At 73.0% G+C, this 14,517-nt stretch carries 10 protein-coding genes; 4 read left to right on the forward strand and 6 right to left on the reverse strand.

Features of this window, described 5'->3' with window-relative positions:
- The first annotated feature begins 142 nt into the window (after positions 1 to 142).
- Entirely contained in the window at positions 143 to 2,176 is a 2,034-nt protein-coding gene (locus tag ACFYO5_RS18730; RefSeq protein ID WP_388709830.1) for a thioredoxin domain-containing protein, read from the forward strand.
- Between the two features lie 395 nt (positions 2,177 to 2,571).
- Here the strand turns inward: ACFYO5_RS18730 and ACFYO5_RS18735 are convergent, their stop codons facing one another.
- Genes ACFYO5_RS18735 through ACFYO5_RS18745 form a run of 3 tightly spaced genes read right to left on the reverse strand, consistent with a single transcriptional unit; the run spans position 2,572 to position 5,570 of the window.
- Entirely contained in the window at positions 2,572 to 3,303 is a 732-nt protein-coding gene (locus ACFYO5_RS18735) for a Mut7-C RNAse domain-containing protein (protein ID WP_356560114.1), read from the reverse strand.
- Positions 3,304 to 3,336: 33 nt separating this feature from the next.
- The gene (locus ACFYO5_RS18740) at positions 3,337 to 3,978 is read right to left on the reverse strand and encodes a TetR/AcrR family transcriptional regulator (protein WP_388709832.1); all 642 of its coding nucleotides are present in this window, start codon (positions 3,976 to 3,978) and stop codon (positions 3,337 to 3,339) included.
- Positions 3,975 to 5,570 (reverse strand): DHA2 family efflux MFS transporter permease subunit, encoded by a 1,596-nt coding sequence (locus ACFYO5_RS18745; RefSeq protein ID WP_388709834.1) that lies wholly within the window; start codon positions 5,568 to 5,570, stop codon positions 3,975 to 3,977. The genes ACFYO5_RS18740 and ACFYO5_RS18745 overlap by 4 nt, the downstream gene beginning before the upstream one ends.
- A gap of 444 nt (positions 5,571 to 6,014) precedes the next feature.
- On the opposite strand from ACFYO5_RS18745, the gene ACFYO5_RS18750 reads away from it, so the two are divergent.
- Complete coding sequence (locus tag ACFYO5_RS18750; RefSeq protein WP_388709836.1) at positions 6,015 to 7,859, forward strand: phosphoenolpyruvate carboxykinase (GTP); 1,845 nt, start codon at positions 6,015 to 6,017, stop codon at positions 7,857 to 7,859.
- Positions 7,860 to 8,311: 452 nt separating this feature from the next.
- Here ACFYO5_RS18750 and ACFYO5_RS18755 read toward each other — a convergent pair whose 3' ends face one another.
- Together ACFYO5_RS18755 and ACFYO5_RS18760 are read right to left on the reverse strand one after the other, a co-directional pair.
- Positions 8,312 to 8,740, reverse strand: a complete 429-nt coding sequence (locus tag ACFYO5_RS18755; RefSeq protein WP_356560110.1) for a hypothetical protein — start codon at positions 8,738 to 8,740, stop codon at positions 8,312 to 8,314.
- A gap of 124 nt (positions 8,741 to 8,864) precedes the next feature.
- Positions 8,865 to 10,076, reverse strand: a complete 1,212-nt coding sequence (locus tag ACFYO5_RS18760) for a pyridoxal phosphate-dependent aminotransferase (protein ID WP_356560109.1) — start codon at positions 10,074 to 10,076, stop codon at positions 8,865 to 8,867.
- 123 nt (positions 10,077 to 10,199) lie between these two features.
- Between ACFYO5_RS18760 and ACFYO5_RS18765 the strand changes: the two genes are divergently transcribed.
- Together ACFYO5_RS18765 and ACFYO5_RS18770 are read left to right on the forward strand one after the other, a co-directional pair.
- Positions 10,200 to 10,874 carry a hypothetical protein gene (locus ACFYO5_RS18765; RefSeq protein ID WP_388709839.1) on the forward strand — a complete coding sequence of 225 codons (675 nt, stop codon included), beginning with the start codon at positions 10,200 to 10,202 and terminating at the stop codon, positions 10,872 to 10,874.
- Positions 10,875 to 11,882: 1,008 nt separating this feature from the next.
- A complete protein-coding gene (locus tag ACFYO5_RS18770; RefSeq protein WP_388709841.1) occupies positions 11,883 to 12,815 on the forward strand; it encodes a serine protease in 933 nt (310 codons plus the stop codon).
- 20 nt (positions 12,816 to 12,835) lie between these two features.
- Here the strand turns inward: ACFYO5_RS18770 and ACFYO5_RS18775 are convergent, their stop codons facing one another.
- Positions 12,836 to 14,452, reverse strand: coding sequence for an amidohydrolase family protein (locus ACFYO5_RS18775; RefSeq protein ID WP_388709843.1), 1,617 nt, complete (start codon positions 14,450 to 14,452; stop codon positions 12,836 to 12,838).
- Between the last annotated feature and the right edge of the window lie 65 nt (positions 14,453 to 14,517).

The following is a 14,517-nucleotide window of genomic DNA, read 5'->3' on the forward strand; positions in this document are numbered from 1 at the left end:
GCCTGCCAAGTCCGACTCGCGGCGGTCCCCATGGGTGCGAGGGTGTGTGAACCGTGCCGGAAGTGGGGGCACGCGGTGCGGGAGCGCGGGCCGGGAGACGTCTGACGCGTTCCGGGACGGGTCCTGCGGCAGGATGGACCTCATGGCGAACCGACTGGCCCATGAGACGTCCCCGTACCTGCTCCAGCACGCCGACAACCCGGTGGACTGGTGGCCGTGGTCGGCGGAGGCGTTCGAGGAGGCGCGCCGACGGGGGGTGCCGGTGCTGCTCAGCGTCGGCTACTCCAGCTGCCACTGGTGTCATGTCATGGCCCACGAGTCCTTCGAGGACGAGGCCACCGCGGACTACCTCAACGAGCACTTCGTCAGCGTCAAGGTCGACCGGGAGGAACGGCCCGACGTCGACGCCGTCTACATGGAGGCCGTGCAGGCCGCCACGGGGCAGGGCGGCTGGCCCATGACCGTGTTCCTCACGCCGGACGCCGAGCCGTTCTACTTCGGCACCTACTTCCCGCCCGCGCCCCGGCAGGGCATGCCGTCCTTCCGGCAGGTGCTGGAAGGGGTGCGGCAGGCCTGGGGGGAGCGGCGGGACGAGGTCGCCGAGGTCGCCGGGAAGATCGTGCGCGACCTCGCCGGGCGCGAGATCTCCTACGGCGACAGCCTGGCACCCGGGGAGCAGCAGCTGGCGCAGGCGCTGCTCGGACTGACCCGGGAGTACGACCCGCAGCGCGGCGGGTTCGGCGGGGCGCCGAAGTTCCCGCCGTCCATGGTGATCGAGTTCCTGCTGCGTCACCACGCGCGTACCGGAGCCGACGGCGCCCTCCAGATGGCGCGGGACACCTGCGAGCGGATGGCTCGCGGCGGGATCTACGACCAGCTCGGCGGTGGCTTCGCGCGCTACTCCGTCGACCGCGACTGGATCGTGCCGCACTTCGAGAAGATGCTGTACGACAACGCGCTGCTGTGCCGGGTGTACGCCCACCTGTGGCGGTCCACCGGCTCCGAGCAGGCCCGCCGGGTCGCGCTGGAGACCGCCGACTTCATGGTGCGGGAACTGCGCACCGCCGAGGGCGGGTTCGCCTCCGCGCTGGACGCCGACAGCGACGACGGGACCGGCCGGCATGTCGAGGGGGCGTACTACGTCTGGACGCCCGAGCAGCTCACCGAAGCCCTCGGCGCCGAGGACGCGGCCGTCGCCGCCGCCTACTTCGGGGTGACCGCCGAGGGCACCTTCGAGGAGGGCGCGTCCGTCCTCCAGCTTCCGCAGCAGGAGACGGTGTTCGACGCCGAGAAGATCGCGTCGGTGAAGGCGCGGCTGCTGGCCGTGCGGGCGGGGCGGCCCGCGCCCGGCCGGGACGACAAGGTCGTCGCCGCCTGGAACGGCCTCGCCGTCGCCGCGCTCGCCGAGACCGGGGCCTATTTCGACCGGCCCGACCTGGTGGACGCGGCGGTCGGCGCCGCCGACCTCCTGGTCCGGCTGCACCTCGACGACCAGGCGCGGCTCTCCCGGACCAGCAAGGACGGCAAGGCGGGCGCCAACGCGGGGGTCCTGGAGGACTACGCCGACGTCGCCGAGGGCTTCCTCGCGCTGGCGGGGGTGACGGGCGAGGGGGTCTGGCTGGACTTCGCCGGGATCCTCCTCGACCACGTGCTCGCGCGGTTCACCGACCCCGAGTCCGGGTCGCTGTACGACACCGCCTCGGACGCCGAGCAGCTCATCCGGCGCCCGCAGGACCCGACCGACAACGCGGTGCCCTCCGGGTGGTCGGCGGCGGCCGGGGCGCTGCTGTCGTACGCCGCCCACACCGGCTCGCAGGCGCACCGCTCCGCCGCGGAGAAGGCCCTGGGGGTCGTCAAGGCCCTCGGGCCGAGGGTGCCGCGGTTCATCGGGTGGGGACTGGCCGCCGCCGAGGCGCTGCTCGACGGGCCGCGTGAGGTGGCCGTCGTCGGGCCCGCGCTCGACGACCCCGCCACGCGGGAGCTGCATCGCGCCGCGCTGCTGGCGACCGCGCCGGGCGCGGTGGTGGCCTGCGGCACGCCGGACAGCGAGGAGTTTCCGCTGCTCGCGGACCGGGTCCTGGTGGGCGGGGCGCCGACGGCGTACGTCTGCCGGGGCTTCGTGTGCGATCTGCCGGTGACGGAGGTGGACGCGCTGCGGGCGAAGGTCACTCCGTGAGGTGAGGGGACCGCACGCGAGCGTGCCCGCCGCGCGCCGAGGGCCCGCCGCACGCCGAGCGGCCGCCCTACGCCGAGGGCCCGCCCTACGCCGAGGACCCGCCCCTGCGCCGAGGACCCGCCTTCCGCCAAGGCCCGCCGTGCGCCGAGGAGCCCGGCCCGGTCGTCGACCGCGCCGGCCCCGTGCCTTGTCCTGGCCCTCGCTCCCGGCCCGCTCCGTCGCCCCTGTTCGCGCCCGCCGGCCCGTCGGCCCGCCGACCCTTCTCGCCCGCCCCGCCCGTCGGCCCTTCCCCTCAGGCCAGCGGGTCCGGCGGCGGGTCCGGGTGACCCGGAGGGCCGCAAGGCGGGGCTCGTGTGCGGGCGGGGCGGGGCGAAGCGGGGCGGGGCGAAGCGGCGTCAGCGGTCGCCCGCGAAGTCCCGGAGGGCGCGTTCCACGATGGCCTCCAGCTGTTCGTGGTGCGCGCCCTTCCAGTACGCCCGCCCGCAGTCCAGGCAGCGCGCGAACACGTCGTACGACTTCCGCGTGCCGCCCTTCAGCTGATCGGCGACCTCTTCCTTGGTGGCCTCGCCCAGCAGTCCGTTGCAGGCGGTGCAGCGAGTCCAGGGGCGCAGGTCGGGGGCGAACCGGTCGAGGACGTCGCGGAGTTGGTCCTCGGGGCTGGTGCTGTAGACGAAGGCGCCCGCCCACAGCTCACGGCGGCGCAGCAGGCCGCGGTCGCGGCTCAGCATGACCCGCCGCTCGGCCGCCGAGCGGGCCGCGAGCGCCGGGTCGCCGATGTCGGTGGACTCGTACGCCGTGTCCACGCCGAGCAGCCGCAGCCGGCGGGCGAGGGTGCCGAGGTGGACGTCGAGGAGGAAGCGCAAGGGGGCGCCCGGCACCCGCTGGGGGCGGGCGACGGGGCGTACGCTCACCGCCTCGCCGTCGGCCGGGATGTGCGAGACCGGCACGGCGCGGCCGTCGACGTGCAGGGTGCCGACCTCCGTGAGGGGCACCCCGAGGGACTCGACGACATGGCCGAGGGTCGAGACGCCGTCGACGGCGAGGGCGGTGGCGCCGGAGCGCCGGGCGGGCGGGACGAACAGGGCCAGCTCGGCCGCGACGTCGACGCGGATCTGGGGTGCGTTCACCTGGTCAGGATGGCACGGGGGCCCGACGGGATCTCAGGGATTCTCCTTGCGGAGGCCGTGCTCCAGGACGTCCAGCGCGCGGTCCACGAGGGCGGTGAACTCGCCCTCGTGGTTGTTCTCGGCCCAGTACAGGGAGGCTTCCATCAGGCCGCCGATGAAGGACATCGCGTAGACGCGGACCTCCAGGCTGTCCGGGTCGCGGCCGGTGCGCTCGGCGAGCGCGACGCAGATCATGCGGCCGGTGACCGACATGCTCTCCATCATCCGCGAGCGCACCGCCGGGATGTCGACCATCAGGCGGGTGCGCAGCCGCGCCACGCGCGGGTCCTCCGCCACGCCCACGCGGGCGGCGGCCAGCATCACGTGCCGGATGGTGTCCGGCCACGGCTCGTCGGCGGGTCGGGCCCGCAGTTCCTCCATCAGGATCGGGTCGTACTCGTCCGTGAGGACGATGTCCTCCTTGGCCGGGAAGTAGCGGAAGACGGTCGACGGCGACACCTCGGCCCGCTCGGCGATCTGCTCGATCGTCGTCGCCTCGTAGCCCTGCTCCTCGACCAGCGCGTACATCGCGGTGCGGATCGCCTCGCGTGTCCTGATCTTCTTGCGCTCGCGGAGCCCGAGCTGGGGGCGGTCGGCGGGGGAGAGGGGAGAGCGTGCGGCCGTCATGGTGGTCATTGTCGGGCATCGGCCTTCCGGGCGGCCAGGTCAGGGGCGGCGGTCGGGGTGCCGCGCACGGTCCCCGGCAGGAACGCGGCGGCCAGCAGCGCGGCGACGAGGGCGGCGACACCGCAGACCAGCATGGCCACATCCATGCCGTGCACGTACGCGCCGTTCGCGGAGGCCACCAGGTCCGCCGCGCCCGCCCGGTCGGCGACGACATGCGCCGCGACGACGGATTCCGCGGCGGTGTCGGCGGTCCCGGCGGGCAGCCCGGTGACGTCGAGGCGGTCGCGGTAGGCGCTCGCGAGGAGGCTGCCCAGCAGGGCGATGCCGATCGCGCTGCCCACCTGACGCAGGGTCATCAGCAGCCCGGAGCCGCTTCCGGCCCGGTCGGCGGACAGGGTGCCGAGGGCACCGGACATCGCGGGCACGATCGAGAAGCCGAAGCCGATACCGGCGACCGTCAGCCACAGGGCGGTGAAGCCGTACCCGGAGTCGATCGTCGTGCGGCTGCCGAGGAGGGCGGCGAAGGCGAGGACGACCAGGCCGGCGCTGACCACGGCCCGTGACCCGAAGCGGACGACGACCGGCTGGGCGGCCCGCGCGGCCAGGATGAGACCGCCCATCATCGGCAGCAGCCGTACGCCGGTGCCGAGGGTGTCGTGGCCCAGGACGGTCTGGAGGTACGGCGGCAGGACGAACATCAGGCCGGTCAGCACGAACATCACCAGGGTCGCGGCGAGGGCGTTGAACAGGAAACCGCGCCGGGCGAGCAGGGTCATGTCGAGCATGGGCCGCTCCACCTGTCGCTCGCGCAGGACCAGCGCGGTCAGCAGCACGGCGGCGGCGCCGAACAGGGCGAGGACCAGCGGGTCGGTCCAGCCGCGGGTGGGGGCCTCGATGATCGAGTAGATGAGGGTGCCGAGTCCGGCCGCGGTGAGGGCCGTGGAGACGGCGTCGACCTGCGGGGAGGCGGGGACGGGCGGCTCCCCGCCGGTGCGGGGCCGGGAGTGGGAACGGGTCTCGGGGAGGAGGAAGACGCAGGCGGCGATGCCGATGGCGGCCATCGGCAGGTTGATCAGGAAGACCGAGCCCCACCAGTAGTGGTTGAGCAGCCAGCCGCCGAGGATCGGTCCGAGCGGCAGGCCGAGCGTGGAGCCGGCGGAGACGATGCCGACGGCCTTGGTGCGCTCGTCGGGCGCGAACAGCGAGGGCAGCACGGACAGGGCGAGCGGGGTGATCAGCGCCGCTCCGACGCCCATCACGGCGCGGGCGGCGATGACCGCGGTGACTCCGTCGGCCAGCGCTCCGGCGAGGGAGCCGGCCAGGAAGACGCCCAGCCCGGTGATCAGCATCCGGCGTCGGCCGAACCGGTCCCCGAGGAGGCCGGCGGGGAGCATCAGCGCGGCGAAGACGACGACGTAGGAGTCCGCCATCCACTGCTGCTCACCGGTGGACGCTCCGAGGTCCTGGGCCATCGTCGAGAGCGCCACGTTGAGGATCGTCATGTCGAAGCCGAGCGTCAGCATGCTCGCGACCAGGGCGGCGAGCGCCCACCAGCGGCGGGGATCGGGTGGAGCGACGGGAACTGAAGTGACGGTAACCATGAAATGAGAGTAACTCTCAAAAGGTGGATACTGTCAACAGGTGTCCGGGTCCAGGGTGCGGAAAAGGGCCACGGTCTCTGCGGCCGCGGCCCTGGGGGAGGGAGGAGTCGGCGCCCTGGGGGGAGGGAGAGGTCGGGGTCCTGGGGGAGGAGGGGTCGGGTGATCAGCCGTGCTGGTACGCCACGAGACGGGCGGACGGGACCGGCGGACAGGAGCGGTCGTCCTCTCGCCCGCCCGACGAGGGGGCCGCGGGGGTGCCGGACGGTGACGTGGCGAGCCTCACGCCGCTCATCTGTGATGCCCTCTGGACAGATGCGCCCCTGCGTCGGATGATCAAATGAGTGCGGTCGGCACCGGATGAGCGCTCAGCAGCTTGCTGCGAAGCATCCGGGCCGCGGCCCCCACGGGGCAGACAAGGACAAAATCCCTCACCTAGGAGCGATCGTGGCGCGCGACATCGCGGCTCCCCCCGTCATCCCGACCCAGCACCAGGAACTGATCTCGTGGGTCAACGAGATCGCCGAAATCACGCAGCCGGACAACGTGGTCTGGTGTGACGGATCCGAGGCCGAGTACCGCCGGCTCTGCGAGGAGCTGGTCGCCAAGGGCACCTTCAAGAAGCTCGACCCGGTCAAGCGCCCCGACTCCTACTACGCGGCATCCGACCCGACCGATGTCGCCCGGGTCGAGGACCGCACCTTCATCTGCTCCGAGAAGGAGGAGGACGCGGGCCCGACCAACCACTGGAAGGCCCCCGCGGAGATGCGGGCCGTCTTCACCGGGGAAGGAAACGGCGCCGACGGTGAGAAGGGCGTCTTCCGCGGCTCGATGAAGGGCCGGACGATGTACGTCGTCCCGTTCTGCATGGGCCCCCTCGGCTCGGACCTTTCCGCGATCGGCGTCGAGATCACCGACTCCGCCTACGTCGCCGTGTCCATGCGCACCATGACCCGCATGGGGCAGCCGGTCCTCGACGAACTCGGCTCCGACGGCTTCTTCGTGCGTGCCGTGCACACGCTCGGAGCGCCGTTGGCCGAGGGCGAGGAGGACGTGCCGTGGCCGTGCAACTCCACCAAGTACATCTCGCACTTCCCCGAGACCCGCGAGATCTGGTCCTACGGCTCCGGCTACGGCGGCAACGCCCTGCTCGGCAAGAAGTGCTACGCCCTGCGCATCGCCTCCGTCATGGCCCGCGACGAGGGCTGGCTCGCCGAGCACATGCTGATCCTCAAACTCACGCCGCCGCAGGGCGAGTCGAAGTACGTCGCGGCCGCCTTCCCGAGCGCCTGCGGCAAGACGAACCTCGCCATGCTGGAGCCGACCACCCGCGGCTGGACCGTCGAGACCATCGGCGACGACATCGCGTGGATGCGGTTCGGCGAGGACGGCCGCCTCTACGCCATCAACCCCGAGGCCGGCTTCTTCGGTGTCGCGCCCGGCACCGGTGAGCACACCAACGCCAACGCGATGAAGACGCTGTGGGGCAACGCGGTCTTCACCAACGTCGCCCTCACCGACGACGGCGACGTCTGGTGGGAGGGCATGACCGAGGAGCCGCCCGCCCACCTCACGGACTGGAAGGGCAACGACTGGACGCCGGAGTCGGCGACCCCGGCCGCCCACCCCAACGCCCGTTTCACCGTCCCCGCCTCGCAGTGCCCGATCATCGCGCCCGAGTGGGAGGACCCCAAGGGCGTGCCGATCTCGGCGATCCTCTTCGGCGGCCGGCGCGCCACCGCCGTACCGCTGGTGACGGAGTCCTTCGACTGGAACCACGGCGTCTTCCTCGGCGCCAACGTGGCCTCCGAGAAGACCGCCGCCGCCGAGGGCAAGGTCGGCGAGCTGCGCCGCGACCCGTTCGCCATGCTGCCGTTCTGCGGCTACAACATGGGTGACTACATGGGCCACTGGGTCGACGTCGCCAAGGCGAAGGACCCGTCGAAGCTGCCGAAGATCTACTACGTCAACTGGTTCCGCAAGGACGACGAGGGCAAGTTCGTCTGGCCCGGCTTCGGCGAGAACTCCCGCGTCCTGAAGTGGATCGTGGAGCGCCTGGACGGCAAGGCGGAGGGCGTCGAGACGCCGATCGGCATCCTGCCGGCGCCGGGTGCCCTCGACACCGAGGGTCTGGACCTCGCCGCGAAGGACCTCGACCTGCTCCTCACCGTCGACAAGGAGATCTGGCGCGAGGAGGCCTCCCTGATCCCCGACCACCTCAACACCTTCGGCGACCACACGCCCAAGGAGCTGTGGGACGAGTACCGCGCCTTGGTGCAGCGCCTGGGCTGACAAGCCCTCCAGAGCGCCGCGGCCGGTTCCGATCGAGCCCTGACCAGCAACATCGTCACGGCCGGCCGCGGTGACAGCACCACTCGGACCTCTCGGACCGGCGAGGCCCCGCACAACGGCGTGAGGGGCTCTGGGCCTGTCGCCACCCATCCGTCAGCCCCGACGGAACGGGCGGCGGCAGGCCTTCGCCATGAGCGCCCGACGCGCCCGGTGAGCCGGCCGCCGCGGCGGGAGACGTTGCCCGCCGCGGGAGGCGGTTGCCGTCCGCCGGCCAGGCCTCCAGCCGGTCCGCCCGTACCTCGTCCGGCGGGTGCGGGGATCTGCGGCGCCCGGGGTTCTGTGGCGCGCCCGGTCCGCGCGTCGCTGCGGGTGCACCGGGGTTTTGTGGCGCCCGGTCCGCGCGTCGCTGCGGGTGCACGCGGACCGGGGCCGTTCGGGGGACCCTCTGGGGGTCAGGCGGTGGCGGCCAGGGTGTCGGTCGCCGGTGTGTCGGTCGCCAGGGCGGCGGTGTGGGCGTCCATGCGTTCGGCGGCGAGGATCGCCGCGGCCGTGTCGGCGCGGGAGGCGGCGACGACCAGGGCGCGTCCGGCGAGGGCGTGCGCCCGTCGGTGCAGCGCCGCGGGACGGGTCGTGCCGGGGGTCGCCGTGCGGGCCGGCGGCCTGCCGCCCCGCAACCTGGCGACCTGCTGCGCGAGCTGTTCGGCCGCGGTGTCCAGGTCGTCCGACGGGGTCTGGGCGCGCAGGTCGTCGGTGACGGCGAGCAGTGCCGCGAGATGGCCCGCGAGCTGGATGTCCAGCTCCTCCCCCCGCGTCCGGTGGGGGAAGTCGGAGGTGCCGGCCATCGTGCTGTGGACCGACTTGGTGCGGATCGGTTCGTACATGAATGGCCTCCTGGGTGCTGACAGGAAACCATCCTAGCTTGGAATTCGTCTAAAGTTGAGTCGATCTTAAATCAGGGCCCGGCGGCCCCCGAGCGGAATCCCGGGGTCGGCTCCAGCCGCCTTCTCAGGGCTGGCCGTAGCCGTCCAGGAAGCGCCCGATCCGCCCGACCGCGTCCCGCAGATCCGTGACCGTGGGCAGCGTCACCACCCGGAAGTGGTCGGGTTCCGGCCAGTTGAAGCCGGTGCCCTGGACGACCATGATCTTCTCCTGGCGCAACAGGTCGAGGACCATCCGCCGGTCGTCCTTGATCTTGAAAACCGTCGGGTCCAGGCGCGGGAAGAGATACAGCGCCCCCTTCGGGCGCACGCACGTCACTCCCGGGATCTGCGTCAGCAGCTCGTACGCCGTGTCCATCTGCTCCTTGAGGCGCCCGCCCGGCAGCACCAGCTCGTTGATCGTCTGCCGCCCGCTGAGCGCGGCCACGACCCCGTGCTGACCCGGCATGTTCGCGCACAGGCGCATGTTCGCCAGGATCGTCAGACCTTCGATGTAGGAGTCGGCGTGGGCGCGCGGCCCCGAGATCGACATCCAGCCGACCCGGTATCCGGCCACCCGGTACGCCTTCGACATGCCGTTGAAGGTGAGGGTGAGCAGGTCCGGCGCGACCTTCGCGGTCGGGGTGTGCGTGGCGCCGTCGTAGAGGATCTTGTCGTAGATCTCGTCCGAGCAGACCAGCAGGTTGTGCCGGCGGGCGATGTCCGTCAGCCCCCTGACCACGGCCTCGTCGTACACCGCGCCCGTCGGGTTGTTCGGGTTGATGACGACGATGGCCTTGGTGCGGTCGGTGACCTTGCGCTCGATGTCCGCCAGGTCCGGCATCCAGTCGGACTGCTCGTCGCAGCGGTAGTGGACGGCGGTACCGCCGGAGAGGGACACGGCGGCGGTCCACAGGGGGTAGTCGGGCGCCGGGACGAGGACCTCGTCGCCGTCGTCCAGCAGGCCCTGCATCGCCATCACGATCAGCTCGGAGACGCCGTTGCCGATGAAGACGTGTTCGACGTCCGTCTCGATGCCCAGCGTCTGGTTGTGCATCACCACGGCGCGGCGCGCGGCCAGCAGGCCCTTGGCGTCGCCGTAGCCGTGCGCCGAGGAGACGTTGCGGAGGATGTCCTCCAGGATCTCCGGCGGGCAGTCGAAGCCGAACGCGGCCGGATTGCCGGTGTTCAGCTTGAGGATGCGGTGCCCCGCCGCCTCCAGGCGCATCGCCTCTTCGAGAACCGGGCCCCGGATCTCGTAACAGACATTGCTGAGCTTGGTCGACTGGATCACCTGCATGGGGGGAGCTTACGGCCCGGTAACGCCCCTCGGGGCGTGTTTTCCGCCACGTGAGACGCCGGGTTTGCGGGGGTATCGCCGTTCGCTGTCCCGCAGGCCCCCGCGTCCCTACAATCCCCGGCCATGTCCAGGCCAGGTGAGAGCGCGAACCCCCGGGTTGAGCCGAACGTGTACCTCCCGTACGCCGAGACCGACCCGCCGCCGTACGAGGCGTACCGGGATCCGGCCGCGGCGCACGGGTGGGAGAACGCCTACGACGAGACCAGCGAGCTGCCTCGCGTCGCACAGGCGTCGGGTCCGCAGGGGTACGACCCGCGGGCGCGGGTGCCCGGCGGGCGCGCTGACCGGCGGCGGGCCGCCGCCCGCGGGCCCCGGCGCGCCGTCGCCGCCGTCGGCGCGGTGGGCGTCGTCTCCGTGGCCGCGCTGGTCGCGGGCTTCGCCTTCTCCGGCTCGCCGGACGACACCGGGAAGGCGCGCCCCGACGGCACCCGGTCGGCCGCGGCGGAGACGACCGGGGGCGGCGGCGCGTCGGAGACCCCGTCCCGCTCCCCGGAGGCGGATACGGAGACGGAGAGGGAGGCCGGGGCGGAGGCGGAGACCGGTCCCGCCGCCCGGCCCGGGGCGTCCGCCACCGACGCGAAGGCGACTCCCACGTCGGGCGCCACGGCGTCCGGGCCGCCGGCGACGTCCCCCTCGGCCGGCCCCGGCACGACGTCCGCGCCGGCCGACGCGGGCTCCACCCCGAGCACGGGCTCCGGCAAAGGGAACCCCAAAGGGCGAGGCAAAAGGCCGCGGTAGGCGGTAGAGGGCTGCGAAGAAGGACGGCGGCGAAGGACCGCAGTAGACGGAACAGGGGGACCGGAGGCGTGACCGGAGGCTGGAGCCGGGGGCCGGGGGCGTGACCGGAGGCCGGGGACCGGAGTCGTGACCGGACGCCGGAGCCGGAGGCGGGGACCGGAGTCGTGACCGGACGCCGGAGCCGGAGCCGGAGCCGGGGACCGGAGTCGTGACCGGAGGCCGGGGACCGGAGGTTGGAATCCGAAGGTCAGTGGTCAGAGGCCCACGTTGAAGCGACCAGGTCCCTTTGCGGCCGAAGGCCACTCTGGAACGGATCCGGGACCTCCTGGTCGGCCCGCCCGGGGCTTCCGCGTGAGCCGCCAGGCTCCTCGGCGGGGCTGCTGCCCGGCCCCGCCGATCTCTTGGAGCCGCCGCCCGGGTCCCGCCGGACCCCGGGATCTCCGGGCCGGCCGGTCAGTACCTCCAGGCCGACTGCCCGACCCGCCGGGGCCCCTCCGGGCGGCTCCTCCCGCCAATCCCCTGGAGGCACTCCTCCGCCCTCCGACCGCTGCCCTCCGGCCTCCGACCCCTGCCCTCCGACCGCTGCCCTTCGGCCTCCGACCCCTGCCCTCCGACCGCTGCCCTCCGGCCTCCGACCCCTGCCCTCCGACCGCTGCCCTCCGGCTGCCGCCCTCCTCCCTCCTCCCTCCGCCCTCCCTCCGGCTGCCGCCCGACTCCCTCCGGCTGCCTCCCTCCGCCCTCCGGCCGCCCCGCCGCCGGCCGCCCCGCCGCCGGCCGCCCCACCGCCCGCCGCCGCCCTCCGCCCCACCCGCCGCCGGCCGCCCCACCGCCCGCCGCCGCCCTCCGCCCGCACCCCTCGCCCCCGCGGCTGAAAAGTGATCCTTGTCGTCCCCTCCCCGTGTGCCGACAATGCGCATGACAAAAAGTGCGCGTGATCCATCGCGCGTGACCACAGCAGCGGCGGCCGGAAGATCTCCGGTCGTCTTGTCGTCGGAGGGGACCCCCCACATGAGAAAGCCTCTCGTCGCCGCGCTCATCGCCCTGGCCATCGCCGGGGCCGGCGCGGCACCCGCGGTCGCGGCGCCCGTGAGCGCGGCGCCGTCGGACACCGCCTCGTCGGCCACGGCTTCGTCGGCCACGGCCACGGCCTCGTCGGTCGCGGTCGCGGACGCGGCGGGCACGAAGGCGGCCGCGTCGCCGACGCTTCGGGCCGTCACCCTGGCCGGGACCGTCGCGCTGAGCAACTGTTCGGGCTCCCTGGTCCGCTTCCCGAACTCGCTGGACACCGACCCGGCCCTGGTCCTCACCAACGGCCACTGCCTGGAGACGGGATTCCCGGCGCCGGGCCAGGTCATCGTCAACCGGACCTCCAGCCGCACCTTCGGGCTGCTCAACTCCGCCGGCACCCGGGTCGCCACCCTGCGCGCCAGCAAGATCGCCTACTCGACGATGACCGACACGGACGCCACGGTCTACCAGCTCACCAGCACGTACGCGACGATCCGCGGCTCGTACGGCATCAGCGCGCTGACCGTCCAGGACACGCACCCCACCGCCGGCACCGCGATCACCGTCGCCTCCGGCTACTGGAAGCGGCTCTACAGCTGCAACATCGACGGGTTCGTGTACCGCGTCAAGGAGGGCGACTGGACCTGGAAGGACTCGGTCCGTTACACCTCCGCCTGCCAGACCATCGGCGGCACCTCGGGCTCGCCGGTCGTCGACCAGGCCACCGGCAAGGTCGTCGCCGTCAATAACACCGGCAACGAGGACGGCGAGTCCTGCACGGTGAACAACCCCTGCGAGGTCGACGCGAGCGGCAACGTCACCGTCCGCCAGGGCATCAACTACGCCCAGGAGACCTACCAGTTCCCCGCCTGCTTCACGACCCGCAACCAGCTCAACCTGAGCGCGGCCGGGTGCGCCCTGCCCAAGCCGTAGGGAGGCGCGGCGGCGGTCCGTCACCCGGACACGGGGGTGCGACGGACCGCCCGCCCCGCCAGGACGTCCGTCCGCCGGCCGTCCTCGATGACGAAGCGGCCGTCGACCAGCACGTACGGGATGCCGGTGGGCGGCGTGCGCGGCGCGTCGTAGGTGGAGCCCGCCGCCACCGTCCGCGGGTCGAACAGGACCAGGTCCGCCCGGTGGCCCTCGCGGACCAGGCCCCGGTCCGGCAGCCGCAGGCGGGCCGCCGGGCGGCCGGTGAGGTGGGCGACGCACTCCTCCAGTGACAGCACGCCCAACTCCCGCACGTACCGTCCGAGATACCGGGGGAAGGTGCCGTGCGCGCGAGGGTGGGGCTTGGTGCCCCGGAGGATGCCGTCCGAGCCGCCGGTGTGGGCGGGGTGGCGCATGATCGCGCGGACGTTCTCCTCGTGGCCGACGTGCTGGAGGATCGCCGTGGCGAGCCGGTCCTCGACCAGCAGCCGGCGGGCGGTCGTCCAGGGGGTCTCGCCGCGCAGCGCCGCCGACTCCGCGACCGTACGGCCGACGTACTCGCCGAGTGCGGCACCGCCGACACCCGAGATCTCGACGGTGTCCCAGTCGACCGGTACGCCGTGGCAGCCGTCCGAGCCCACCGCCTCCAGGTCGTGGCGGATCCGCTCGGCGGTCCCCTCGTCCGTCAGCCGGCGCAGGATCCGCGCCGGACCGCCCTCGCTCGCCCAGCTCGGCAGCAGCGCCACCAGGGTGGTGCAGCCGGCGGTGTAGGGATACGTGTCGAAGGTGATGTCGGCTCCGGCGGCCAGCGCCTCGTCCAGCAGGGCCAGCAGTTCGGGCGCCCGGCCCTCGTTCACCCCGAAGTTCATGGTGGCGTGGGCGAGGTGGAGCGGGCAGCCGGCCTGCCGGGCCAGCTCGACCATCTCCGCGTACGCCTGGAGGGCACCCGCGCCGTAGGAGCGGTGGTGCGGGCAGTAGTAGCCGCCGTACGAGGCCACCACCCGGCACAGCTCGGCCAGTTCGGCGTTCCTGGCGTACATGCCGGGCGGGTAGGTCAGCCCGGAGGACATGCCGACCGCGCCCTGCTCCAGGCCCTCGGCGACCAGCCGCCGCATCCGGTCCAGCTCGGCAGGGGTCGCCTCGCGGTCGTCCCAGCCGACGGCGAGCGCGCGGACGGTGCCCTGGGGGATCAGATAGGCGGCGTTGACGGCGATGCCGCGGTCCAGCCGGTCGAGGTACTCGCCCACCGACCGCCAGTCGAAGTCGACGTCGTCGCCGGGGCCGTTCCACCCGGCGATGGACCGGCGCACCGCGTCGAGGGTGCGGTCGTCGACCGGCGCGTACGACAGGCCGTCCTGGCCCAGTACCTCCAGGGTCACGCCCTGCGCGGCCTTCGCGCCGTGGTCGGGGTCGTGCAGCAGGGCGAGATCGCTGTGGGCGTGCATGTCGATGAAGCCGGGGGAGAGGACCAGCCCCTCGGCGTCCAGTTCGCGGACCGCCCTCGGGCGCTGGCAGCCCGCGGCCGCCGCCTCCTTGACGATGGAGACGATCCTGCCGCCGTCGACCACCACGTCGGCGCGGTAGGAGTCCGCGCCCGTGCCGTCGACGACGTCCGCGTCCCGGATGACCAGAGCTTCCATGACCGAACCTCCCTCGAGAACGTACGGACCACGAGAACGTACGGAGTAGAAGAACGTACGGACAG

The organism is Streptomyces sp. NPDC006259 (assembly GCF_042870975.1).
In the GTDB taxonomy this organism is placed as follows: Bacteria; Actinomycetota; Actinomycetes; order Streptomycetales; family Streptomycetaceae; genus Streptomyces.